This window comes from Planococcus kocurii, from assembly GCF_001465835.2.
Lineage (GTDB): Bacteria > Bacillota > Bacilli > Bacillales_A > Planococcaceae > Planococcus > Planococcus kocurii.
This window is the reverse complement of the sequence record NZ_CP013661.2, coordinates 2,561,716-2,583,597: the sequence shown is the minus strand read 5'-3', so window position 1 is coordinate 2,583,597 and position 21,882 is coordinate 2,561,716. Positions and strand designations below refer to the sequence as shown.

Genomic DNA, 21,882 nt, shown 5'->3' with positions numbered 1-21,882 from the left:
TATAAACACAGGTTTTACTATCCATGTTCCCACTCCGTTCCTGTCGGTTCTGTTTTATTTTAGTGTACAGGTTCGAAGCATCGTTTCCAACTCAGGGTGACACACCAGATTTGGTTTTTATTTATAAGAGGGAACGTTTTCTTTTTTCCAGCAGTTCCCAAATAGTCCCTGTGCACGGTTCAATTATGACTATTTATCAACCTCAATAAATATACGAATGCCATCTTCGAAATCGATTGATTTCATTGAAGATGGCATTTTCGTTATTCAACTTCTTTGTATAGACGGAATTGTTTCGCTCACAGGGGCGCGATTTTGATTTCTACTGATGCCACAGAGGTTATTGAGAGAAAGTGGCTAATAAAGTTACTCTACAAGCCACTTGACAAAGTGAAAGATATTTCTTTTGAACAAGTTGAAAATAGTATTCAGCAGTATCCATTGATCGGTACATTACTCGATCTAATTTGGGATTTCAAAAAGATTCTTAAATCAGGTAAGAAAGAGATCCTCCATACATGGATTGCAGAGACGGAAAGCCTAGAATTAGCTGAATTGAAAAGTTTCCTAAATGGAATGAAAAAAGATATCAAGGCAGTTGAAAATGCCTGTACACTTCCCTATAGTAACGGATTAGCTGAGGGCAGTGTCAATAAGTTGAAAACCATCAAGCGAATCATGTATGGCCGCAATAGTTTCGCTCTTCTACGAAATAAGCTTCTATTACTAGAAGCCCGCAAATTCAACTAACGTTGGAAAGAACCTATTGGACGCTTACCTTCTCTTAGAGATTCCCTGGGAATGGAGTCGAAGGATCTCACGATATTTGACCATAGAAAAACTCCTCCACAATTTATTTGCGGAATATTCCGCAAACTAATTATATAGGAGTGGTACTCGTATGGCACAGGTGGTATTATTTTTTGTCTCAAGTGGTACTGAAATATGGCAGAGGTGGTATTATTCTAGGGCTATAAACACTGGCCTAGTTCTCCCTCGTTTTTCTCTATTTACCGGACAACAAACCCGTCAGGTTTGGGACAAAAAGAACCGTCAATTTCTAGTCAAAATCAAGCGTCAATAACACCGTTGGGTTACTGGATGCAGATTCTTTTGTATGCAATTGTGGTGAGTAAACTGAGTTGTGTCTGACACATGGGCACAATTTTCTAAAATGACTATTCTCCTAATATTTTTCTGAATTTAGTAGCCTGTTTTTTAAAATTATTCAATTTTGAAGTTTTATATTCTGTATGAAAGTGTCCAGGTTTTTTCATAATTTCCATAAACTCTTTTTTATCCATTTTAATTTTATTAAGTATAAAATTTATTTCACTTTCCATTGTAGCCTCATCGTACAATGGTTCTTTTAATTTTATGAGGGCTTCTTCTCTTGTCATTTGGTTCGTTATAATTAAGCTTGAATAATGAGATTTTCTTTTATCTTTATTAAATTTTTTCGGTAAATAATAGGCTTGAACAAACTTCGTATAAACTGACTCATAATGCTTACCGCCATAGTAATTAAAATCAGCATTTTCTTTCAATTCATTTATTGCATTTTCTCTATTATACTCAATAAAATCTAATGGTTTTATAGTTACAATTTTACTTATAAACTTTTGAGAAATATAACGTTCAAATAAGCTAATAGTTTGTAAACTTTTTAATTTTACCTCACCAAATTGTTTTTGAATTGCTTTTAGGTGTCTTCCATCTGCTGCTGGTGGTTCGTCTCCTCTTTCAAGTATAGATTCTAAAGAGAAATTTGCTCCTGATAAAAAATATTTAATATTGTACTTTTTAGCATAAAAATTTAAATAAGCTTGAAGCACGTTATCTTGGGGTATAGCAATACCTGGCACACCTGACTTAATAAATGATTTTATAAGATCAAAATATTCCTCTGAATTCGGACTCTCATCAATAAGCTTAATATTGTATTTATTGCATATGTTAGTAATATTTTTTTTTGCAATCAGTGTATCAAAACCATCATCTATATGGACCGCAAGTATTCTAAGTCCCCATTCTTTGGCTCCTAAATAAGCCAAATACGAAGAGTCTAGACCACCAGAAATGCCCATCATACAGTCATATTCTTTTCCAACACCATCTTTTTTTAGTAACCTAATCATTTCATTTAGTTTGTTATTACCTTTTTCATTAGGAAAATAAAAATCATCTTTTCTCATCAATGAATAATTACAGTAATTACAAGTTCCATCATTTTGGAAATTTATAGTTTTATCCGAAGTATTATCCATTACACATCTAGTACAAACTTGTTTTATCATGATTGTTCTCCTTTTTAACCCTTTTAAGATCGTATACAGTGTCTTTTAATAGCTTTTTACTAATTTCTATTTTTTTACTTTTTTTATTAAAGTGAGTCATTAAATATGCATTAATAAGTAAAGATATGAATAACCATAGTTCTTGTCGAAGCCATATGTCTGAACTCACTAATAACCTGCTAAATGATGCTGAAAAAATAATAGAGAGAAGTAAAAATAATTCGTTGTCCATTTTTCTAACTTTAATTAACAAAATGAGTATCCCAAAGCTTAGAATACCGAAAATACTGATCCCTATAACTCCGAACTCAATCAATATCTGTAAAAAAAGATTATGAGCACTTACTTCCCACAACTCTTGAGTAATACCAATTCCATTACCCCAAATAGGACTTATTTTTATTTGATCAATGAAATTTTCAAAGAGGAAATCCCTTCCTGAACTTGATACTGCAATTCCTTCTTCAAACATCATTTTAAATTTAATTATAGAATAGGTCTGTATGTTTAAAGCTTCATAGATATAATCCAAAATTTTTAAAACTCCATTAAAAATTATTAAATAGATATATCCACTGACTATGCTCAACACTGCAAAAGTTTTTTTTAGAATATGCAGTTTTGAATCAGTAAAAATTATTATAAGAATAAATAATAAAAAACCAATGAGCGGACCTCTACTACCATAAAATAAAATTATCATAAAACTAATAGAAGCAATAATTAACCAAAATACCTTATTTTTATCATCTCTTAAAGCATAGAGTGAAGTTAACAGGGTGGGTAACAAAGCATAACCAAAACGCATGTAATCGAGAGGATCAATGTAGCCAAGAACAAGTATAGTGGAAAGTGAAATTAAATTTATTAAAGAAAAAATATAAAAATATTTCTTTAGATACTCTGTTGTAAATAAAAAACTACCTATTAAAAATAGCGAAAAACTTTTAAGAAAAAATTCTCCAAATATAAATAGTATTACTTCTCTACTATTGAATAAAAAATAATTCAGTAGAAATAATAAGGTTATACTAACTAAAATGAAATATACATATTTTTTGATATTAAATTTAAAAATAATAAGCAAACTCATGAAAATTATAAGAGTAGAGATGGCTATTATAATTTGAGAATTTAAGAATATAGCAATGGGTTGCATTATCCCGAATTGAAAGAATGAGAAAGCGATTAATAAAGATGAGCATTCCTTTCGGTTAATTTTAAACACCCCTCTGCTCATTTGAATATATTTTTGTAAAAAGAAAGCCAAGTAATAAAAACTTTAAAACTGCAGAAATTATTAAAGCTATAGCAGCTCCCTTTAATCCTGCTTCTGGTATTAAGATAATAGAACTTAAAATCATAAAGATCATTGCTAAAATTTCTATACTAAGCCTATGTTTATAATACTTAATAGCATTTAAAGCAACTTCAAATACAAAACCTAAATATTCAAATAAACCGTAAATCATAATGTAAACTAAAAGCATCTTGAAGGAAGAATACTCAGCTCCATATGCTATTTCTAAAATTTCACTCCCAAAATAGTATGAAGATAATATTAATACAACGGAAAATAAAGTTAACAGACAAAAAACGATATTCAAAATTTTCATAAAAGCAATTTTATTCCCATTTTGATACAAATTAGCCATTCTTGGTAATACAGCACTTGAAACTGAAGTCATAAATTTCCCAATAATTAAAACCAGGTAAAAAATCACAGAAAAATAGCCTAAATCTTCTAATGTCAGATACCGTTCTATAGTGATCCTTGGTATATTTACGTTTAACGAGGCAATTAGTCCTACCAATCCAAGAGGCAAACCTAATTTAACTAAAACTAGCATTTTATTTTTTTCGACTATCTTAGGTGTATTTATTAAAAACTTTTTCCCATTTTTTACATCATATATAATTAACACAAGTAGCCAAATAGTAAACATGAATACTAATGCTATTTTAAGCTCTTTGAATAAATAATAACTAATGCCAAAAAATATTGTTCCTATTATTCCACGATATATATATGATTTAGAAACTAGGTCTAATCTTTCATGGTATTGAAATAGTCCATAATATAAATCTGAATACGATTCAATAATTTTATTTAGTGCAATTAATAATAATATTATTGTGATTTCAAAACTGTAGTTAGCTACAATTATTATAGTGAGAAAGGTCAAAACAAACAAAATTAAACCCAATATTCTAGTAAACTTAAATGTAGAAAACCCTAATTCTATAGACAAATCTGTAGATTGAATAGCTCTAAGATTTAAATTTATAAACATAATTATTGGTGCAGAAATAGCCAACCCTAACGAATACACCCCTGCGTCTGTAGGACTACCCAATTTAGCAATAATAATTATTAAAAACCATTGAGTCAAAGCGTATATTAGACTTCCCAAAAAACTCCATGAAAAGTTTTTTATTAATAATTTCTTCATTAAATCATGACCTTTTTCTGTAATGAATTTGTAATTCTTCTAATTTTTTAAATAGTAAAAAATTTAATTTATTCAATCTTAAAATAAAGAGCAGATGTATAATTTACTTTATTTTATCTTGAAATATTACCAATATATTCTTTTATAAATTTACAAATGTTTGTAACTTCGTCTTCTCTTAAATAAGGATGCATGGGTAGAGACAATACAGTTTCACATAGACTATTCGAAATTTCAAATTCAGTATCTCTGTAATTTAAGGTAGAAAATGCGCCTTGTTTATGCATAGGTTTTGCATAATATACCATGCTAGGTATTTCATTTTCTTTTAATAATTCTTGTAAACCATCGCGTTGATTTTTATTCTTTAGCTTAATTGTATATTGGGCATAACTTGAATAATAACCATCTGGAATAATAGGTATCTCTACTACTTTGTTAAGATTTTCATTAAATATTTTAGCAACTCTATTAACATCTTCTACTTCATGCTCTTCAAATGCTTTTAATTTAACTAATAATATAGCTGCTTGAACAGTATCTAATCTTGAATTTAATCCTATCCTTACATTATCGTACTTATCTTCTCCTTTACCATGTACCTTGAGTGATTTGAGCAGCCTGGCTAAATTATCATCGCTAGTAAAAATTGCTCCACCATCACCATAGCAGCCAAGAGGTTTTGCCGGAAAGAATGAAGTTGTTGCGGCATCACCAAAACTGCAGGCTTTTCTCCCTTCAATACTACCACCAAAGCCTTGCGCTCCATCTTCAAGTACTTTGAGTTTGTACTTTTCAGCGATGTTCATTATCTCTAAATAATTAGCAGGTAATCCAAACAAATCAACCGGAATAATTACTTTAGGTATTAGTATACCTTCATTAAGTACTTTTTGAATCGATTGCTCCAACTTCCGAGGATCCATATTAAATGTATCTCTTTCAACATCAACAAATATTGGAGTAGCTCCTTTAAATGAAACTATCTCTCCTGTAGAGAAAAAGGTGAAATCAGGCACAAACACTGCGTCACCTTCTTTTATATCCCATGCCATTAGCAATAATGTCATAGCCTCAGTGCCGTTAGCACATGTTATACAATGTTTTACTCCCACATATTCACTTAATTTAGTTTCTAGTTCCTCAATTTCAGAACCGCCAATAAAGTTCCCAGTGTTTAATACATTTTGAACAGCATTATCGATTTCAGTTTTGTATCTTTTATACTGACTTTTTAAATCTCTAAACTCCATTTTGTTCACCCCGTTACGTTTCTAAAGTTCTATTAACCCATTTTCCGAAATTTTATACTCTCTCTTGCATTCAAGACATGACAAATCTTTTTTCAGTACATTACCGCATTCACATACCCAACCTATTTTTTTTGCAGGTATACCAGCCATTAGAGCATGATCAAGGACATGTTTAGTCACTACAGCGCCAGATGCGACCATTGCCCATTTACCAATCACGTTGCCGCAGACTATAGTTGCATTTGCTCCGATAGATGCCCCATATTTAACTAAAGTCTGTTTATAACCTTCTTTTCCTTTAGGATATTTAGATCTAGGTGTTAAGTCATTTGTAAAAACCATTGAAGGACCGCAAAAAACGTAATCTTCTAATTCAACGCCTTCATACACCGAAACATTATTTTGAATTTTTACTCCGGTACCAATCAAAACGTTATTTGAAATATTTACGTTTTGACCTATTGAGCAATTTCCACCTATTTTAGCCCCACTATGAATATGACTAAAATGCCAAACTTTTGTATCCTTACCTATTTGAACATTACTATCTATATAACTACTTTCATGAATAAACGGATCCATAATCACATTCCTTTTCATATCAATGTCACAATTTATAATATTGGTCTTTAATTAAATTATCATAAGAGTTTCTTGTATCTAAGAGAGGAATATTCAAAGATAAGATTCGTTCATAATTGAAATCACTATGATTTGTAGCAATTAATATTAAATCTGCGTCTTTTATATTATCTTTATTTAAATCTATTGTATTAATTATATTTCCGTGTAGCTTAAAATTAGGAATACACGGATCTACAACTTCCCAATTCGAGCCAGAGTTTGTAAGTCTATCTAAAATTGGTAATACCGGGGATTCTCTATAATCATCAATATCTTTTTTGTAAGCTACTCCTAGAACTATAATTTTTGACCCATTTAAAGCCTTCCCTTGAATGTTTAATATTTCTGCACAACGCTGGACAACAAAATCAGGCATACTATCATTAATTTCACCGGCAGTTTCAATTAATTTGGTATGATAATTATATTCACGCGCTTTCCAAGTTAAGTACCAAGGATCAATAGGAATACAATGCCCACCTAATCCTGGGCCAGGATAAAAAGGCATAAAGCCGTATGGTTTAGTAGCTGCCGCATCAATTACTTCCCATACGTCTATGCCCATCTTATGACATAGTATCGCCATTTCATTTGCCAGTGCTACGTTAATATTTCTAAAAGTGTTTTCTAATAATTTTTCCATTTCCGCAACAGCTGGACTTGATACTTCATGTACGTCGCCATCAAGGACTGCTCTATACATGGCAGCCGCTACCTTCGTACAATTAGTAGTTATTCCGCCTACTACTTTAGGCGTGTTCTTTGTATTAAAATCTTTATTACCAGGATCAACACGTTCCGGCGAGTAAGCTAAGAAAAAGTCTTCCCCACAAATCATTCCCGACTCTTCTAAAATGGGTTTAATCAGTTCTTCCGTAGTCCCTGGATATGTAGTGCTTTCTAAAACAATTAATGTTCCTTTAGTGAAATTAGCAGCAATTGCTCTAGCAGAACTTTCTACGTATGACATATTAGGTTGTTTATAAATATCTAATGGCGTTGGAACACAAATCGCTACTGCGTCCACTTCTTTAATAAAAGAATAATCAGAAGTTGCTTTTAGCTTCCCTGCTGATACTAAGGACTCCAAATCTGCAGGTAATACATCTCCAATATAATTAATGCCATTATTTACACTTTTAACTTTTTCTTCTTGTATATCGAAACCGATTATATTGAAGCCTGCTTTAGCTTTTTCAACAGCGAGTGGTAAACCAACATAACCAAGTCCTACAACTCCGATTGTTGCATTTTTATTATTCAGTTTGCTTATAAGTAATGCTTCTAGTTCCTCTAATTTATTCATTTACAAACTCCTCTTTTTTCCACTTAGATATATACAAGTGTTTTTGATGCGGCAGATTCATAGAATGCTAACACTAATTTCAAAGCTCTTTTGCCATCTTCTCCAGTTACTGCTGGCTCTGCATTATTTTGTATCGCAAATATGATTTCTTCAATGATTCTTTGATGTCCTGGAGTCCCCCACGGATCTTCTTCTACGCGGTTAACTATATTTTGAATGGCAGGATTATCAAGATTTTGAACTTCTAATTTTTCAAAATGTAATGCATTAGTTCCCCCAATTTTAATTGTTCCTTTTTCCCCAAAAATTGTTATGGATTCTTCGAAATTTTTAGGATAAACAGTAGTAGAAGCTTGAACATTAGCCAAAGACCCATTTTCAAATCGAATAATCCCTGCAGATACATCTTCAGCTTCAATATCACGTAAGCGTGTAGCTTCTAAACTAAACACTTCAGTGGGTTTCCCCATAAACCATAGAAGTAAATCTAAATTGTGGATAGCTTGGTTCATTAAAACACCACCATCATGCGCCTTCGTTCCTCGCCATGAGGCTTGATCATAATATTCCTGGCCTCTATTCCAATTAACCAGACAATTAGCATGACTTATCTTCCCTAAAAGTTTTTGATCAAGTATTTTTTTTGTTTCTTGAACAACTGTTCTAAATCGGTTTGGATGAACAATGGTAAGTTTCACTCCATTTGATTCGGAAGCATTTATTATTCGGTCTGTTTCTTCGATTGTCATTGCAATTGGTTTTTCCATTACAATATGTTTTTTAGCAGCAGCTACTTTTTCAGCAATATCCGCATGTAAACCACTTGGAGTACAAATGCAAACTATATCAATTAAAGGGTTTTTTAGCATTTCGTCTGAATCTGTATACGTTTTAACATTGTAATTTTCTGAATAAAAACTCATCATTTTCGGTATTCTATCACACACCGCTATTAAATTTGCATTATCAATTTTTTCTATTGCCAATGCATGTTTTCTTGCGATGAATCCACAACCTATTATGGCAAAGTTCAATATCATCCACTCATTTCCTAATTCTCTATTACATTAATTAAATCTAAAGTTAATTTTTTAAAGTCATAGTCTTTAGCTGCTTTAAATGCATTATCAGAGTACAAATTATAGGTATCTACCGGCATTTCATAAAATTCTAAAATTCCTGCCCCTAGTTGCTCAACATCACCATTGTTAAATACTAATCCAGCTTTATATTTTTTTATTAAATCGTACCCAAACTCACAATCTGAAATAGTTGGTTTTCCGCTAGCAAAATACTCAAACAGCTTATTTAAACTTGCACCATATTTCTTAATATCATTATCTTGAAAATGAATAATATTCAAATCAGAATTGCTTAAAATATAAGGGATTTTATTTTTATCAACCTTCCCTTTAAAAACTACATTTTCTAAGTTATTATCCGAACAGTATTTTTCTAGTATGGGTTTATCAGTTCCATCTCCATAAATCAAAAATTTAATATTTTTGATTTCTTTTTCTTTGAACAATTCAGCTACCTTAACAATCTTTCTAACGTTATTCACTTTTCTTATAGAACCGGTATACACCACTTTAAAGGTATCTGGATTTTCTAAATCTTTGTCGTTTACAGAAATAGTTTTTTTATTATTGTTAAAAGTTTCTAAGTCAACACCGTTGTTAATATGATAAACCTTGTTGAGATCAACAGTGTTTTTATCAACATTACTCCATCCTCTATCGATAATATAATCTTTTCCACCTTCAATTGTAAAAATTAACTTGTCCGCATTTCTGTAAATCCACCTTTCCCCATGATATAAAGTTTTAATTAAAGGATTTTTTTTACTCCCTACTCCATAAGCGACTATACTTTCGGGCCATAAGTCTCTAACTTCACAAATACAAGTTATTCCAAACTTCTTAGCAATTTTTATACCCGCTACCATAGTTAAAGGATGGACACTTGAAGCCAAGATAATATCAGGCTTACCATATTTTTCGGCATAATCTCTTGTAACTGAGAAAAGTTTTTTGTAAAAAACGAGCATATTGATAATTCTTTTTTTCCCATTATCCCCGTATTTAGGCGTGTTAACAAAAACAAAAGGTATACTTCCCGAATTCTCACTCAAATACTGATGATTTCCAGTATCTATACTTTCATCAGAATTATGTATAGTAGATGCACAAAAAATAGTAGGGTTATATCCCTCTTTGATCAAGTTTTCAGCAAACCAATAATGGCGACCGGCTTGGTCTTTAAATGTGTTAGTTGCATAATGATTCAATATCCATATATTTTTCTTCATTTATTTGCCCCTTAATTAATTTGCCTCATTCAAAATTAAAGATCTTCTACTTTATCAATATTGAATTTTATCGGCTTAGCCGGTGCGCCAACAGCCACACAATTAGCAGGTAATTCTTTCACTACAACTGCTCCAGCTCCGACAACAGTATTTGCTCCAATTTTCACGCCTTGAATAACTGCTGTTCCTGTACCAATACTTACACATTCAGCAGTCTCAACAAAACCAGATATGTTCACACTCGGCAATACCGTTGTATAGTCACCAAGATTTGCATCATGGCCAATAGTACAATCTAAATTTATGATTACATGATTCCCAACTTTGATATTTGTGGTTAGAATATTTGCAGCACAAATAATAGCTCCTTCACCAAAAGATACGCTGCTAGAGTAAATTACACTTGGGTCAATTAAAACTGGGTAAGTATTCTTACTTCCTTTTAATCTTTGTATAACTTTCTTTTTAACTAATGGATCACCGATTGCATTTACAACATACAATTCTTGTGTCATTAGCCATTCAATATTACCGACTACTTTATAGCCATTAACTTCTTTACCTTGAATTTCTTCTTCATCATCTACAAAACCTATGAGATCCCATTCTTCTTTAACCTGGTTAATTCTTTCAACTAACCATGCAACTTCTCTTCCAAAGCCGCCTGCGCCAATAATTACTATTTGTTTCATGCTATCACTCCTCCGTCTTTTTACTTCCTTCAAAATATTCCATAGTAGCAGCAGTTTCAGAATTGATTCCTTCTCGAACAAAGACTTTTTTTAATGTTAGTAAGATGATTTTGCAATCACCTAAAAAGCTAACTTTTTCTATGTATTCCACATCAAGTTTAAATTTCTCTTCCCAGCTAATAGCATTTCTACCGTTTACCTGAGCTAGCCCTGATAAACCTGGTCTAACATTATGACGATGTTTTTGATACTCATTGTATAAAGGTAAATACTGAACCAGTAAGGGTCTAGGTCCGATAATAGACATATCACCTTTTAAAATATTCAAAAGTCCCGGCAGTTCATCTAAAGAGGCTGATCTTAAGAACTTACCAAAATTGGTCAATCGTACATGGTCGGGTAATAAGTTACCACTTGAATCCCTATCATCAGTCATAGATCGGAACTTATATATTGAAAAGATTTCCTCATTTAATCCAGGTCTTTCTTGTTTAAAAAGTACTGGACTTCCTAATTTTGTCCGAACAAGAAACGTCACAATCAAGAACACTGGGCTAAGAGCAATAATTGCTATCAAAGAAAGAATAAAATCCATTGGACGTTTCAAAAATCGTTTGTATATCCCACCTTTTGATCGGTTCATACTTATTCCCACAACCCTCGAATAATCTTCACTACTCTCTCTAACTGCACATCAGTAATCTTCGTATCACTAGGCAAGCAAATCCCATTCTCAAACAAGCTCTCCGAAACATCCGTTCCAACAAAATCATACTTCTCAAAATAAGGCTGCATGTGCATTGGCTTCCAAACAGGACGAGACTCAATGTTTTCTTTTTCTAACGCTTCCATTACTTCAATCGGTCGAATCTTTCCAGTCAACGTCATAGCACTTAACCAATGGTTCGGCTTGTCCCACTCGTTATCTGGCATAAATTCTATGCCTTCAAGATCACTTAGATTGTTTTTATAAAAATTGTATATGTAATTTTTCTTCGCCACTCGATCATCAAGAACTTTGAGCTGTCCTCGACCAATTCCAGCAACCACGTTGCTCATGCGATAGTTAAAACCTAATTCACTGTGCTGATAATGTCTAGCTTGATCTCTAGATTGCGTAGCCCAAAATCTTGTTTTTGCAATGCGCTCTTCGTTGTTAGAGACAAGCATGCCACCACCAGAAGTGGTGATAATTTTGTTTCCGTTAAAAGAAAAAATTCCATAATCACCAAAAGTGCCTGTGTGTTGACCTTTATAATACGTTCCTAAAGATTCTGCTGCATCTTCAATCAATGCAACATTGTATTTTTTACAAAGTGCTACAATCTGATCCATATCTGCAGATAGTCCATATAGGTGAACTAATAGGACAGCTTTCACTTGTGGATATTTTACAAGAGCCTCTTCTAACGCTTTCGGAGACATGTTCCACGTTTCGTAATCACTATCGATAAATACCGGAATCGCATTTTGATAAATGATTGGGTTTGCTGTTGCAGAGAATGTTAACGTTGAACAAAAAACAATATCGTCTTTTTTCACTCCGGCCGCAATTAGTGCAAGATGAATCGCTGCAGTACCAGATGATAACGCTGCTGCAGCTTTCGAACCAACCTTCGCTGCTAACTCATCTTCAAATCCATTGACGTTTGATCCAAGTGGCGCAATCCAATTGGTATCGAATGCTTCTTTCACAAATTGTTGCTCGTAGCCTTCATCGCTCATGTGAGGTGATGAAAGTAAAATTCGTTCTGCCATTTTCTTGCATCCTTCCTTGACTTGCTAATATCTACGCTAGCTTAATTGCTAACATTAAGTAGTTCTTTATCTTTCAAGTCGATATTCTTTCTATTTGCTAAAGAAACCAAAACATCCTTAACCTCATCATTCCGCATATCAGGCAACTTCTCCAACAAATAAGTCAACTCACCCTCACTAACCGGATTCGCTTTTCCAATATAAATCTTCGGAAACACTTGCTCTGTCTGAATCTCGTTGTCATTCAACAATTCCTCAAACAACTTCTCGCCTGGACGAATCCCAGAAAAGTTAATGCCAATTTCGCCTTCTGCGTAACCCGACAAGCGGATTAAATTTTGCGCAAGATCGACAATTTTCACCGGTTCGCCCATATCGAGGACAAACACTTCGCCACCTTCAGCGAGTGTTCCCGCTTGAATCACTAAACGCGATGCTTCTGGAATGGTCATGAAATAACGGGTCATGCGTGGGTCGGTTACCGTAACCGGGCCACCTGCTGCGATTTGTTTTTTAAAAAGTGGAATGACCGAGCCGCGAGAGCCGAGTACATTACCAAAGCGTACAGCCGCAAATTTCGTATCACTACGTTTTGCTAAGTTTTGCACAATCATTTCGGCAAAACGTTTCGTTGCGCCCATGACGTTCGGTGGGTTGACGGCTTTGTCCGTTGACACCATGACGAAATTACCAACGCCGCTCATGTGTGCGGCTTCTGCGACGTTTTTTGTGCCGTAGACATTGTTTTTGACCGCTTCCATCGGATTGCTTTCCATCAGCGGGACGTGTTTATGTGCCGCTGCGTGGTACACCACATCCGGTTTGTATGTATTCATGATGTCTAAAATACGTTCGCGGTCTTGGACGTCCGCGATAATGGGAATGATTTCAGTATCCGGTGCTACGGTTTGACGCAGCTCCATGTCGATCAAGTAAATCGAGTTTTCGCCGTGTCCGAGAAGCAGGAGCTTTTTCGGACCGAAACGCGCGATTTGACGCGAGATTTCAGAACCAATGGAACCACCCGCGCCTGTGACGAGAATGGTTTTACTCGTCAGTTGACCCGCGATTTTGTCCATATCCAGCTTGACTTCGTCGCGTCCTAGCAAGTCTTCAATTTTAACGTCTTGAATATCCGTCACTGACACTTTACCGGTCATAATGTCTTCAATAAGTGGAATGGTTTGTGTACGGACACCTGAGTCCATGCAGGTCTTGATCAGCTCGGCTGTTTCTTGTTTGCCGAGTGACGGGATGGCGATAATGATGATGTCAATTTTGTTATCTAACGCGATGTCGGCAATGTTTTGGGTCGTGCCGTGTACAACGCGGACGCCGTAAATGTCCAAGCCTTGCTTGTTTTTGTCGTCATCTACGTACAGAACCGGCAGCAAGCCATTTTCAGGATTGGCCAGTAATTGACGGGATACTAAGCTGCCTGCTTTTCCGGCACCGACGATTAAGGTGCGTTTCAAGTCTGTTGTTTTCGGATTCATCGTATTGTCTCGAAACAAGCGCCAAGACAACCGCGATCCGCCGATTAACAACAAATGCAGCATCCACGTAATGAGTAACGCGCGGAATAACACATCGCCTCTGTAAACCAATTGGACGAGGCCAATGACTACGATGGACCACGTGACCGCTTTGAAAATCGACGTCAACTCACCGATGGACGCGTATTCCCATACTTTCCGGTACAAGCCGTAATACATCGCTAGGGCGTGATGCGCGATAAAAATCGTTAACGCGCTGGCGAGCAAAAATTGATTTTGTAACACATCGTTATACGGATAAAGCACATAATAACCGACAAAAATAGAGAAAAAGACAATAATCGAGTCAACGATTAGTAATAACGAAACACGGTTTTTCAGTGACATGAGGGTCATTCCTTTCATCATCCAGTACTTTCTACTTAACTGGGCAAAAATCTTCCCTCATTCTAACATACGTTTAAATGGAAATGATAGGATTTTTCAAACAAAATAATACTTTTTTGTTAGTTATCAAGTAAATAGTTTCCACCATTTTCCTTTAGAGATGTCTTCAGGCTCTAATACATGGAAATGTTCGTCCAATAGAATGCGTTCATTGTTTTCCAGGAAAATATCCACCATGTCGTGCTGGTTTTTTTTCTCCAAGTAATCGAGGCCTTCGTTAAAGAGGAATGGCCGTTTGTCGAGGCTATGGACATCGGAGCCGTAAACGTGGATCAAATTCGCGTCGATCAAGCTCATCGCCGTGCGTTGAATGGCTTTGCCAAAGCTTCCTGCAACAGAACCCGCCGTCACTTGCGCCATCGCACCGTGAAGCAAGAGCTTTTTCAAGCGCTCTGGTTTTTCGATGATGCCTTGGTTGCGTTCGGCGTGGGCAATGATCGGTACGTAGTTTTTCATGATTAACTGTTGAATAATGGGCACCGTGTACGCTGGAATACCAGAAGACGGCAACTCCAACAACACGTAGCGCGACCCCGCTAGTGTTAAGGCTTCTTTTGCAGCTAGTTTTTCAGGAAGTTTTTCACCAAGTCGACATTCTTGTCCACTGTAAATGGTAATTGGCAATTGCTGTTCGGCAATCCAGCTATTGACCCCCTCTAATTGCTTGTTTAAAGCCGCGAGATTGGTCGTGAAATTCGGATGAAAAGCATGCGGCGTTGCAATAATGCCGGTAAGTTGCTCTTCTACCGCTTTTTCCAGCAGTCGCTTTGTTTGTTCCATTGTTTCTGCCCCGTCGTCAAGTCCAGGCAGGATATGGGCGTGCGTGTCGATCATCCGTTCTTCCTCCTTTAGTGCTTTAAAAAAAGTAAAAAGGAAGTCCTTTTTACTCTTTTGTCCCATAGTATTGGTAATAATAATTGTCTTTTGGCAGCGCGAAGTTGTTCAATACGGCACCAATCAATCGACTATTCGAAGATTCAATCGCTTCTTTGGCTTTGACCGCCATGTCTTTTTCGGTATTGCCTGAACTGACAACAAGAATCGTGCCTTCACATTTGTTCGCCAAAATTTGTCCATCGGTTACGGACAACACAGGCGGTGCATCGAAAATGATCAAGTCGTACCGGTTTTTGAGTTGGTCGATTAAAGTAGTCATGGATCTTGACGCTAATAGCTCTGCTGGGTTTGGGGGAATCGGACCACATGTCATCAAGTCGAGGTGTTCAACCGCTGTTGGACGAATCACTTCATCAATGGTGTTTTGACGCGTTAACACACTGGATAAACCAATTGTGTTCCCCATCCGGAATGTATAATGCGTCGTTGGTTTTCGCATATCGCCGTCAACGATCAATACTTTTTTGCCTTCTTGTGCAAACACAACTGCTAAGTTTGCAGCCGTCGTTGACTTTCCTTCAGAAGGCGCCGCTGAGGTGATGACTAGTGTATGGACTTCTGCGTCTGGTGATGAAAAGTTGATGTTGGTACGCAGTGTACGGAATTGCTCTGCTACAAACGAGCGTGGTGTTGTAAATGCGATGAGTTTACGTGCAGTTTCCTGCAGAACTTTTTTCTTTCTTGCCATCGTCTATCCCGCCCTTCTTTTCGATGTTGTCGGTTGCTCTAGTTTTGCGTCTTCTTTGATTGGTGAAATCACACCGAGTAATGGAACGCCTAGAATGTCTTCGATGTCTTGCTCTGTTTTAATCGTCGTATCCAAATACTCCAGTAAGAATGCGATCCCGACACCAAGCATTAAACCAATGACGGCCGCAATTGCCATGTTGAGCATCGGGTTGGGTGCGACAGGTGACGGATTTTCTTTTAATACGGCTGGTGACAATATTGACACGTTGTCAACGTTCATCAACTCTTTGATCTCGCCTTCAAACACTTTTGCCGTGGTGTTGGCAATATCAACGGCCAGTGCCGGGTCTTCGTCTTGTACGGTCACATTGACGACTTGCGAATTTTCAGCCGTTGCCACAGTAATTTTACTGTTTAATGCTTCGACGGACATATTAAGACCAAGCTGACTAGATACTTCGTCTAGAATCGCTGGGCTTTTGATAATAACGGAATATGTATTAATCAATTGAAGGTCTGTTTGGATGTTTTGGTTGGTCAGTTGGGAAGCTTCAGTTGCTTCTTGGTTGACCAAGATTTGTGTGGAAGTCTCATACATTGGAGTTAACACTAAAAACGATACAACCCCTGCGATCGTAATGGCTAAAATGGTTAACAACGCTATTAATCCAGCCCGTTTTTTTAGTGTTTTAAACAGGTCTTGTAAGCTAATGGTTTCTTCCATGTCGTAATTATCTCCTTTAAATTTCAAATTCTTATCATTATTGCTCAATAAACAACATAAAATAGTATAACATAGGAGAGTGTAGAAAGAACTTCCAATTTCAAAAAGTTTAATAGGCTATTAGAATGATTTATGCTATGTTTATTGATACGTATTGGTGATTTTTGAAAGGAGTATTTAGATGAAATGGTATAAAATCGCAGCTGTGTTAGCTGTTATTATTTGTGTGATTGCGCTAGTTTTTAGCTATTTAACGTGGCAAGACAAACTAGATAACGTGTTGGTCAAACCAGAAAGTGTAGAGGCTGAGGCCAGTGATCAACAGAAAGACAAAGAAGACCCCAATAAAAATGTCGATTCTGTGAACACCGAACGATTGACTGCCAACATGGACGAACAGTTGCAGCAACTTTTTACTACCCGAAACGACAACGGGGACGACTTAAAACTACTCGTTGCCGGGTCTGCAGCGTTGGAGTCTGGTGAGCCGGGTTACGCAGAGCGACTCGCTGTTTCGTTAGAAGAGGCGTATGGTGAATTTATCGATGTGGCGGTTGCTTCTATGGAAGGAACTTCTGAAGCACTTGCCTCGGTGGATCTTTCGGCAGGTTATGACGTCGTACTTCTTGAACCCATGACTTTGATGAATAACGACCGCGTCGCCATTGAACAAGAACGCGAACACATTCGAGCGTTTGATGCGCGACTTGCGAATGAGGTAGACGATGCCGTCATCGTACTCCATCCTTCTCAACCGATTTTTGGTGCGGGTTATTATTTGGCGCAGATTACAGCGTTAAGTGAATTTGCTGAAACAAATGACTATGCTTATATCGACCACTGGTCTGCATGGCCAGATACGGACGATGTTGGTCTAAAAGACTATTTGGCGCAAGACGGGTTACCCAATGACAAAGGCGCTGCATTATGGGCACAAGAACTGGAAGCGTATTTTATCGCTAACTAAAGGAGATTCGTTTGATGGGCAGAAGAGAAAAGAAAAACAAGAAGAAAAAATGGCCATGGGTATTCGGCATACTCGGTGTCATTGTAATCGGTCTCGGCATTTATTTGTTTACGGTTTATACGAGTTTTACGAACACCTTAGAAGAAATTCATGAACCGATCGAACGCGAAGCATCCGACAAGCGCACGACGGACCAAGAAGTTGTCCTCAGTGATCAAGATCCGTTTTCGGTGTTGCTGCTCGGTGTTGACGAACGCGAAGATGATCGTGGGCGCTCGGATACGATGGTGGTTATGACCATCAACCCCGCAGACCAATCGACGAAAATGGTATCGATTCCGCGTGATACGTATACCGAGATTGTCGGACGCGGCACGACCGATAAGATTAACCACGCGTATGCGTTTGGTGGCATTGAAATGTCGATGGCGACGGTTGAGAACTTGTTGGATATTCCGATTGACTATGTGATGCAAGTGAACATGGAAGGTTTCCAAGATATTGTCGATGCGGTTGGCGGTGTGGAAGTAAATAACACGTTAGCGTTTGATGAGTTTGCTAAAGGGACGATTGCGCTTGATGGCGAAGAGGCTTTGGGGTATGTGCGCATGCGTAAGCAAGATCCTGAAGGTGATTTTGGTCGTCAGAATCGTCAAAAGCAAGTGATTCAAGGGATTATGAAAAAAGGCGCTTCGGTGAATAGCTTGTTGAATTATCAGGATATTTTCACGGCGCTTGGTGATAATGTGCGGACGAATATGACGTTTGATGAGATGATGGATGTGCAGTCGAATTACCGCGATGCGATCGGTACGGTTGATCAGTTGATGGTGGAGGATGGCACGGGCGAGACGATTAATGGGATTTGGTATTATGTTATGGATGATGCGGAGCTTGCGGAGATTCAGTCGACGTTGAAGGCGCATTTGAATATGTAAGGTTGGTGAGCGTGGTCCTGTTGTGGGATTGCGCTTTTTTTGTTGTGGTTGGGGATTGTGTAGGTTATAAGCTGATGAGGGTTGTTGTGGTAAATTTGGTAGGGTTCTGGTGTCGCCTTCGGGCGCTTTGGGCTTGGCTCCCGCACAAAGCCGAGAAGAGCACTCGTCTTCGTGCTTCGCCTAGCCCCTGTCGCGCCTCGGCTGGTGGTGTGGGGGATTTCAACGAACATACTTTTTTTGTGGGGGTAGTAGGTGTGGGTTCTGGTGTCGCTTGGCGGCGGTGGTGCACGCGCCGGCGCTTTTTTTGTGTTCAGATTCGGGATTGGTGGAGGCGTTTTTGAGACGTTCTATTAGTCGCCTTCGGATGCTTGGGCATGGCTCTCGCACTAAGCCGAGAAGTACACTCGTCTTATTGCTTCGCCTAGTCCCTGTCGCGCCTTGGCTGATGTTGTTGAGGTAGTCCGTGAACATATTTTTTTGTGGGAGTAGTGGGTGTGGGGTTCTGGTGTCGCTTGGCGGCGGTGGTGCACGCGCCGGCGCTTTTTTTGTGTTCAGATTCGGGATTGGTGGAGGCGTTTTTGAGACGTTCTATTAGTCGCCTTCGGACGCTTGGGCATGGCTCTCGCAATAAGCCGAGAAGTACACTCGTCTTATTGCTTCGCCTAGTCCCTGTCGCGCCTTGGCTGATGTTGTTGAGGTAGTCCGTGAACATATTTTTTTGTGGGAGTAGTGGGTGTGGGGTTCTGGTGTCGCTTGGCGGCGGTGGTGCACGCGCCGGCGCTTTTTTTGTGTTCAGATTCGGGATTGGTGGAGGCGTTTTTGAGACGTTCTATTAGTCGCCTTCGGACGCTTGGGCATGGCTCTCGCAATAAGCCGAGAAGTACACTCGTCTTATTGCTTCGCCTAGTCCCTGTCGCGCCTTGGCTGATGTTGTTGAGGTAGTCCGTGAACATATTTTTTTGTGGGAGTAGTGGGTGTGGGGTTCTGGTGTCGCTTGGCGGCGGTGGTGCACGCGCCGGCGCTTTTATCGTGAGGCTGGTTTCATGTTCACTTGGGGCTAGACACAAATGTTCTTCAATTTGTGGCTGGCCCGTTGTCGTCCCTGGGTCGGACTCAAATGTTCCTTAATTTGTGGCCGACCCAGGGACGTGTTCCCAAGCCAAGGTTCTGCACAACACTTTCAAAAGAGAGTACTTGTAGTTTTTGTGGGGTTCTAGATGTCGCCTTCGATCGCTTTGGGTAGAGCAAAAACGGTTGCTCCTTCTATCCGTGTTTACTACTCTTGAACCCCGGTGTTTGCTATTCCTACCTATTCTTTTTACTTTTATACACGACTTTCACGAAAAATGTTACCTTCTCTCTTCCAACAAAACCCCGCTCTTGAAATGCAAGGGCGGGGTTTGTGGATTATGTTATTGGTTGGTCTGGTGTCTCGATTGAATTGTTTGGTTTTTCGGATTCGCCGAATTTGAGTTTCTTCAAATCGTAATGCTGCACGAAATGGAGAAAGGCTTGCCTTGGCATTCCAAGTTGCTTTGCACTCACTGATGGCCCAAGGTCTTCGTTGACGTAAAGGTCTTTTATGACTTCTACTAATGCTTTGTTGTGGCGTTTCTCCACTTTTTCCTTATAAGACTCGTAGTCCACCATAAGTCCTTCATCTCACTTCCCACTTTTTTTATAGGTCCTATATACTTCTCTCTCTCTAATATTACCATTATAAAGGCTTTGTATAGATATTACTAGTCAAAATGACGCATTAACGATTGTGACATTTTGATAAACAAGTTATCTACAGAGACGAACATATGCCTTTTTTAATTTATCAGTCAAAATACCTATTTTTCTAATGTAAGCGGAAAGAGAATTTTGGGGCTTCTGCTTCTTTGATGAATTTTTCCATGACGTGATTGCTTTCAAATTCGTTGGCTTTTAAGCGGCCATATTTGGAGATTTGGTCATAATGCGCTTCACTCGACAGCAATTTTTCGATTTGCTCTTGGACGCTGTACAGTTCGCTGTCTGCTGAGAACGAATCGCCGCTTTCGTATGGCGGCAGTTGGTGGAGAAAGCCCTGTGTCAATCCGAACGGATCATTGATCTTGGTAGTGATTCCCGGAATGCCGCAACCTGCTGCTTCGATCAGTGAAACCCCCATCCCGATAAAGCAAAACGTGTTTGGCAGTCCGCGTCTCTTGTCATCGCAAGTAAACTTGCCGTGCATAAAAATGTGTTCACGCGCCGCGGAGTTGTTGATTTTATTGCGTAAGTGGTCTTCTCCTGGACCGTCTCCGTAAATGTGGTAGGTGAATTCCGGGTCGATTTGGATCAGCTTTTCCATAATCTCGATCATGTAGTAATTATACGTGCGAAAGTCAGCGAGTTGACCGAAAGAAACGATGCGACGCGAATGGAAGTTTCCAAAGGTTTTCGTTGGCGCACAAAAATCCAGAGGCAGTGGGAAAATGGCGTTTTCTAACGGTTCGCCAATTACTTGTTCGGTTTTTTCTTTGACAGACGGATTCATAAACAGCAATTTTTGATAGTATTTGGGATCGATTAGTTTGAGTGTTTTGACCGTTCCGTGCAGCCCTTTTGGTGCATAGCTGTTCGGGTTGTAAACACCCGACATGCGCTTACTGGCCGGTAACAGATAAGATAACAAAAACGACATGGGCCCAAACGAATACACCAAGTCGAATTTCTGTTCTAAGCGCCTGCTCAGCATTTTTGTGACGAGCCACAAGTTCACCGAAGGATCGCTCGCGTCTTCATCGACCACGATTGTGACGCCTTCAATCGCTTCGAGTTCGTGCAGTAAAGGGCCGCCGTTACTAAATAGAAACAATGTCACTTTGTAGTCATTCGCGCTGAGCCACTTGACCATGCGGACGACAAGCATTTCCACACCACCCGGCTTCATGTTTTTATGAATTAGTGCAATCGATTTGATCGGACGTTCCGGCTTTTCAAAATCAAACAAACGGGCATTGCTGAATGTACTCATAAATTCACCTCATCTACTAGTC

20 protein-coding genes are annotated in these 21,882 nt (G+C 38.1%); 3 read left to right on the top strand and 17 right to left on the bottom strand.

What is annotated here, in order from left to right; genetic code table 11:
• The first annotated feature begins 315 nt into the window (after nt 1-315).
• Nucleotides 316-750, top strand: a complete 435-nt coding sequence (locus tag AUO94_RS17100; RefSeq protein ID WP_169793178.1) for a transposase — start codon at nt 316-318, stop codon at nt 748-750.
• Nucleotides 751-1,178: 428 nt separating this feature from the next.
• On the opposite strand, the gene AUO94_RS12600 is transcribed toward AUO94_RS17100, so the two are convergent.
• The 15 genes from AUO94_RS12600 to AUO94_RS12530 form a co-directional block, all read right to left on the bottom strand.
• A complete protein-coding gene (locus AUO94_RS12600; RefSeq protein ID WP_058384547.1) occupies nt 1,179-2,297 on the bottom strand; it encodes an N-acetyl sugar amidotransferase in 1,119 nt (372 codons plus the stop codon).
• Nucleotides 2,275-3,390 carry an O-antigen ligase family protein gene (locus tag AUO94_RS12595; RefSeq protein WP_169793177.1) on the bottom strand — a complete coding sequence of 372 codons (1,116 nt, stop codon included), beginning with the start codon at nt 3,388-3,390 and terminating at the stop codon, nt 2,275-2,277. The genes AUO94_RS12600 and AUO94_RS12595 overlap by 23 nt, the downstream gene beginning before the upstream one ends.
• 127 nt (nt 3,391-3,517) lie before the next feature.
• The gene (locus AUO94_RS12590; protein WP_058384545.1) at nt 3,518-4,750 is read right to left on the bottom strand and encodes a lipopolysaccharide biosynthesis protein; all 1,233 of its coding nucleotides are present in this window, start codon (nt 4,748-4,750) and stop codon (nt 3,518-3,520) included.
• A 113-nt stretch (nt 4,751-4,863) separates the two neighbouring features.
• A complete protein-coding gene (locus AUO94_RS12585; protein ID WP_058384544.1) occupies nt 4,864-6,003 on the bottom strand; it encodes a DegT/DnrJ/EryC1/StrS family aminotransferase in 1,140 nt (379 codons plus the stop codon).
• Nucleotides 6,004-6,024: 21 nt separating this feature from the next.
• Nucleotides 6,025-6,585, bottom strand: coding sequence for an N-acetyltransferase (locus AUO94_RS12580; RefSeq protein WP_058384543.1), 561 nt, complete (start codon nt 6,583-6,585; stop codon nt 6,025-6,027).
• A gap of 25 nt (nt 6,586-6,610) precedes the next feature.
• Complete coding sequence (locus AUO94_RS12575) at nt 6,611-7,933, bottom strand: nucleotide sugar dehydrogenase (protein WP_058384542.1); 1,323 nt, start codon at nt 7,931-7,933, stop codon at nt 6,611-6,613.
• A 23-nt stretch (nt 7,934-7,956) separates the two neighbouring features.
• Nucleotides 7,957-8,973 (bottom strand): Gfo/Idh/MocA family protein, encoded by a 1,017-nt coding sequence (locus tag AUO94_RS12570; RefSeq protein WP_237150118.1) that lies wholly within the window; start codon nt 8,971-8,973, stop codon nt 7,957-7,959.
• 11 nt (nt 8,974-8,984) lie between these two features.
• Nucleotides 8,985-10,244, bottom strand: a complete 1,260-nt coding sequence (locus AUO94_RS12565; protein ID WP_058384541.1) for a glycosyltransferase family 4 protein — start codon at nt 10,242-10,244, stop codon at nt 8,985-8,987.
• Between the two features lie 35 nt (nt 10,245-10,279).
• Complete coding sequence (locus AUO94_RS12560; RefSeq protein ID WP_058384540.1) at nt 10,280-10,936, bottom strand: acetyltransferase; 657 nt, start codon at nt 10,934-10,936, stop codon at nt 10,280-10,282.
• Between the two features lie 4 nt (nt 10,937-10,940).
• A complete protein-coding gene (locus AUO94_RS12555; RefSeq protein WP_058384539.1) occupies nt 10,941-11,579 on the bottom strand; it encodes a sugar transferase in 639 nt (212 codons plus the stop codon).
• Nucleotides 11,580-11,581: 2 nt separating this feature from the next.
• Nucleotides 11,582-12,694, bottom strand: coding sequence for a DegT/DnrJ/EryC1/StrS family aminotransferase (locus AUO94_RS12550; protein ID WP_058384538.1), 1,113 nt, complete (start codon nt 12,692-12,694; stop codon nt 11,582-11,584).
• 41 nt (nt 12,695-12,735) lie between these two features.
• A complete protein-coding gene (locus AUO94_RS12545; protein ID WP_058384537.1) occupies nt 12,736-14,577 on the bottom strand; it encodes a polysaccharide biosynthesis protein in 1,842 nt (613 codons plus the stop codon).
• 126 nt (nt 14,578-14,703) lie between these two features.
• Complete coding sequence (locus AUO94_RS12540; protein WP_058384536.1) at nt 14,704-15,471, bottom strand: tyrosine-protein phosphatase; 768 nt, start codon at nt 15,469-15,471, stop codon at nt 14,704-14,706.
• A gap of 49 nt (nt 15,472-15,520) precedes the next feature.
• The gene (locus AUO94_RS12535; RefSeq protein ID WP_058384535.1) at nt 15,521-16,222 is read right to left on the bottom strand and encodes a CpsD/CapB family tyrosine-protein kinase; all 702 of its coding nucleotides are present in this window, start codon (nt 16,220-16,222) and stop codon (nt 15,521-15,523) included.
• Nucleotides 16,223-16,225: 3 nt separating this feature from the next.
• The gene (locus tag AUO94_RS12530) at nt 16,226-16,948 is read right to left on the bottom strand and encodes a YveK family protein (protein ID WP_058384534.1); all 723 of its coding nucleotides are present in this window, start codon (nt 16,946-16,948) and stop codon (nt 16,226-16,228) included.
• Between the two features lie 181 nt (nt 16,949-17,129).
• Between AUO94_RS12530 and AUO94_RS12525 the strand changes: the two genes are divergently transcribed.
• Both AUO94_RS12525 and tagU read left to right on the top strand, forming a co-directional pair.
• Nucleotides 17,130-17,915, top strand: a complete 786-nt coding sequence (locus AUO94_RS12525) for an SGNH/GDSL hydrolase family protein (protein WP_058384533.1) — start codon at nt 17,130-17,132, stop codon at nt 17,913-17,915.
• 14 nt (nt 17,916-17,929) lie between these two features.
• Entirely contained in the window at nt 17,930-18,853 is a 924-nt protein-coding gene (tagU, locus tag AUO94_RS12520) for a polyisoprenyl-teichoic acid--peptidoglycan teichoic acid transferase TagU (protein WP_058384532.1), read from the top strand.
• 1,407 nt (nt 18,854-20,260) lie between these two features.
• Here the strand turns inward: tagU and AUO94_RS12515 are convergent.
• Together AUO94_RS12515 and AUO94_RS12510 are read right to left on the bottom strand one after the other, a co-directional pair.
• A complete protein-coding gene (locus AUO94_RS12515) occupies nt 20,261-20,503 on the bottom strand; it encodes a hypothetical protein (protein ID WP_058384531.1) in 243 nt (80 codons plus the stop codon).
• 196 nt (nt 20,504-20,699) lie between these two features.
• The gene (locus AUO94_RS12510; RefSeq protein WP_058384530.1) at nt 20,700-21,860 is read right to left on the bottom strand and encodes a glycosyltransferase; all 1,161 of its coding nucleotides are present in this window, start codon (nt 21,858-21,860) and stop codon (nt 20,700-20,702) included.
• Nucleotides 21,861-21,882: the final 22 nt, after the last annotated feature.

What these genes read in the sequence shown, in the direction of transcription:
- AUO94_RS12530 (WP_058384534.1), bottom strand. Translation starts at nt 16,948, where the DNA reads ATGGAAGAAACCATTAGCTTACAAGACCTGTTTAAAACACTAAAAAAA.
- AUO94_RS12570 (WP_237150118.1), bottom strand. Translation starts at nt 8,973, where the DNA reads ATGATATTGAACTTTGCCATAATAGGTTGTGGATTCATCGCAAGAAAA.
- AUO94_RS12565 (WP_058384541.1), bottom strand. Translation starts at nt 10,244, where the DNA reads ATGAAGAAAAATATATGGATATTGAATCATTATGCAACTAACACATTT.
- AUO94_RS12550 (WP_058384538.1), bottom strand. Translation starts at nt 12,694, where the DNA reads ATGGCAGAACGAATTTTACTTTCATCACCTCACATGAGCGATGAAGGC.
- AUO94_RS12540 (WP_058384536.1), bottom strand. Translation starts at nt 15,471, where the DNA reads ATGATCGACACGCACGCCCATATCCTGCCTGGACTTGACGACGGGGCA.
- AUO94_RS12525 (WP_058384533.1), top strand. Translation starts at nt 17,130, where the DNA reads ATGAAATGGTATAAAATCGCAGCTGTGTTAGCTGTTATTATTTGTGTG.
- AUO94_RS12575 (WP_058384542.1), bottom strand. Translation starts at nt 7,933, where the DNA reads ATGAATAAATTAGAGGAACTAGAAGCATTACTTATAAGCAAACTGAAT.
- AUO94_RS12600 (WP_058384547.1), bottom strand. Translation starts at nt 2,297, where the DNA reads ATGATAAAACAAGTTTGTACTAGATGTGTAATGGATAATACTTCGGAT.
- AUO94_RS12545 (WP_058384537.1), bottom strand. Translation starts at nt 14,577, where the DNA reads ATGTCACTGAAAAACCGTGTTTCGTTATTACTAATCGTTGACTCGATT.
- AUO94_RS12580 (WP_058384543.1), bottom strand. Translation starts at nt 6,585, where the DNA reads ATGGATCCGTTTATTCATGAAAGTAGTTATATAGATAGTAATGTTCAA.
- AUO94_RS12555 (WP_058384539.1), bottom strand. Translation starts at nt 11,579, where the DNA reads ATGAACCGATCAAAAGGTGGGATATACAAACGATTTTTGAAACGTCCA.
- tagU (WP_058384532.1), top strand. Translation starts at nt 17,930, where the DNA reads ATGGGCAGAAGAGAAAAGAAAAACAAGAAGAAAAAATGGCCATGGGTA.
- AUO94_RS12585 (WP_058384544.1), bottom strand. Translation starts at nt 6,003, where the DNA reads ATGGAGTTTAGAGATTTAAAAAGTCAGTATAAAAGATACAAAACTGAA.
- AUO94_RS12515 (WP_058384531.1), bottom strand. Translation starts at nt 20,503, where the DNA reads ATGGTGGACTACGAGTCTTATAAGGAAAAAGTGGAGAAACGCCACAAC.
- AUO94_RS12560 (WP_058384540.1), bottom strand. Translation starts at nt 10,936, where the DNA reads ATGAAACAAATAGTAATTATTGGCGCAGGCGGCTTTGGAAGAGAAGTT.
- AUO94_RS12535 (WP_058384535.1), bottom strand. Translation starts at nt 16,222, where the DNA reads ATGGCAAGAAAGAAAAAAGTTCTGCAGGAAACTGCACGTAAACTCATC.
- AUO94_RS12590 (WP_058384545.1), bottom strand. Translation starts at nt 4,750, where the DNA reads ATGAAGAAATTATTAATAAAAAACTTTTCATGGAGTTTTTTGGGAAGT.
- AUO94_RS12595 (WP_169793177.1), bottom strand. Translation starts at nt 3,390, where the DNA reads ATGAGTTTGCTTATTATTTTTAAATTTAATATCAAAAAATATGTATAT.
- AUO94_RS12510 (WP_058384530.1), bottom strand. Translation starts at nt 21,860, where the DNA reads ATGAGTACATTCAGCAATGCCCGTTTGTTTGATTTTGAAAAGCCGGAA.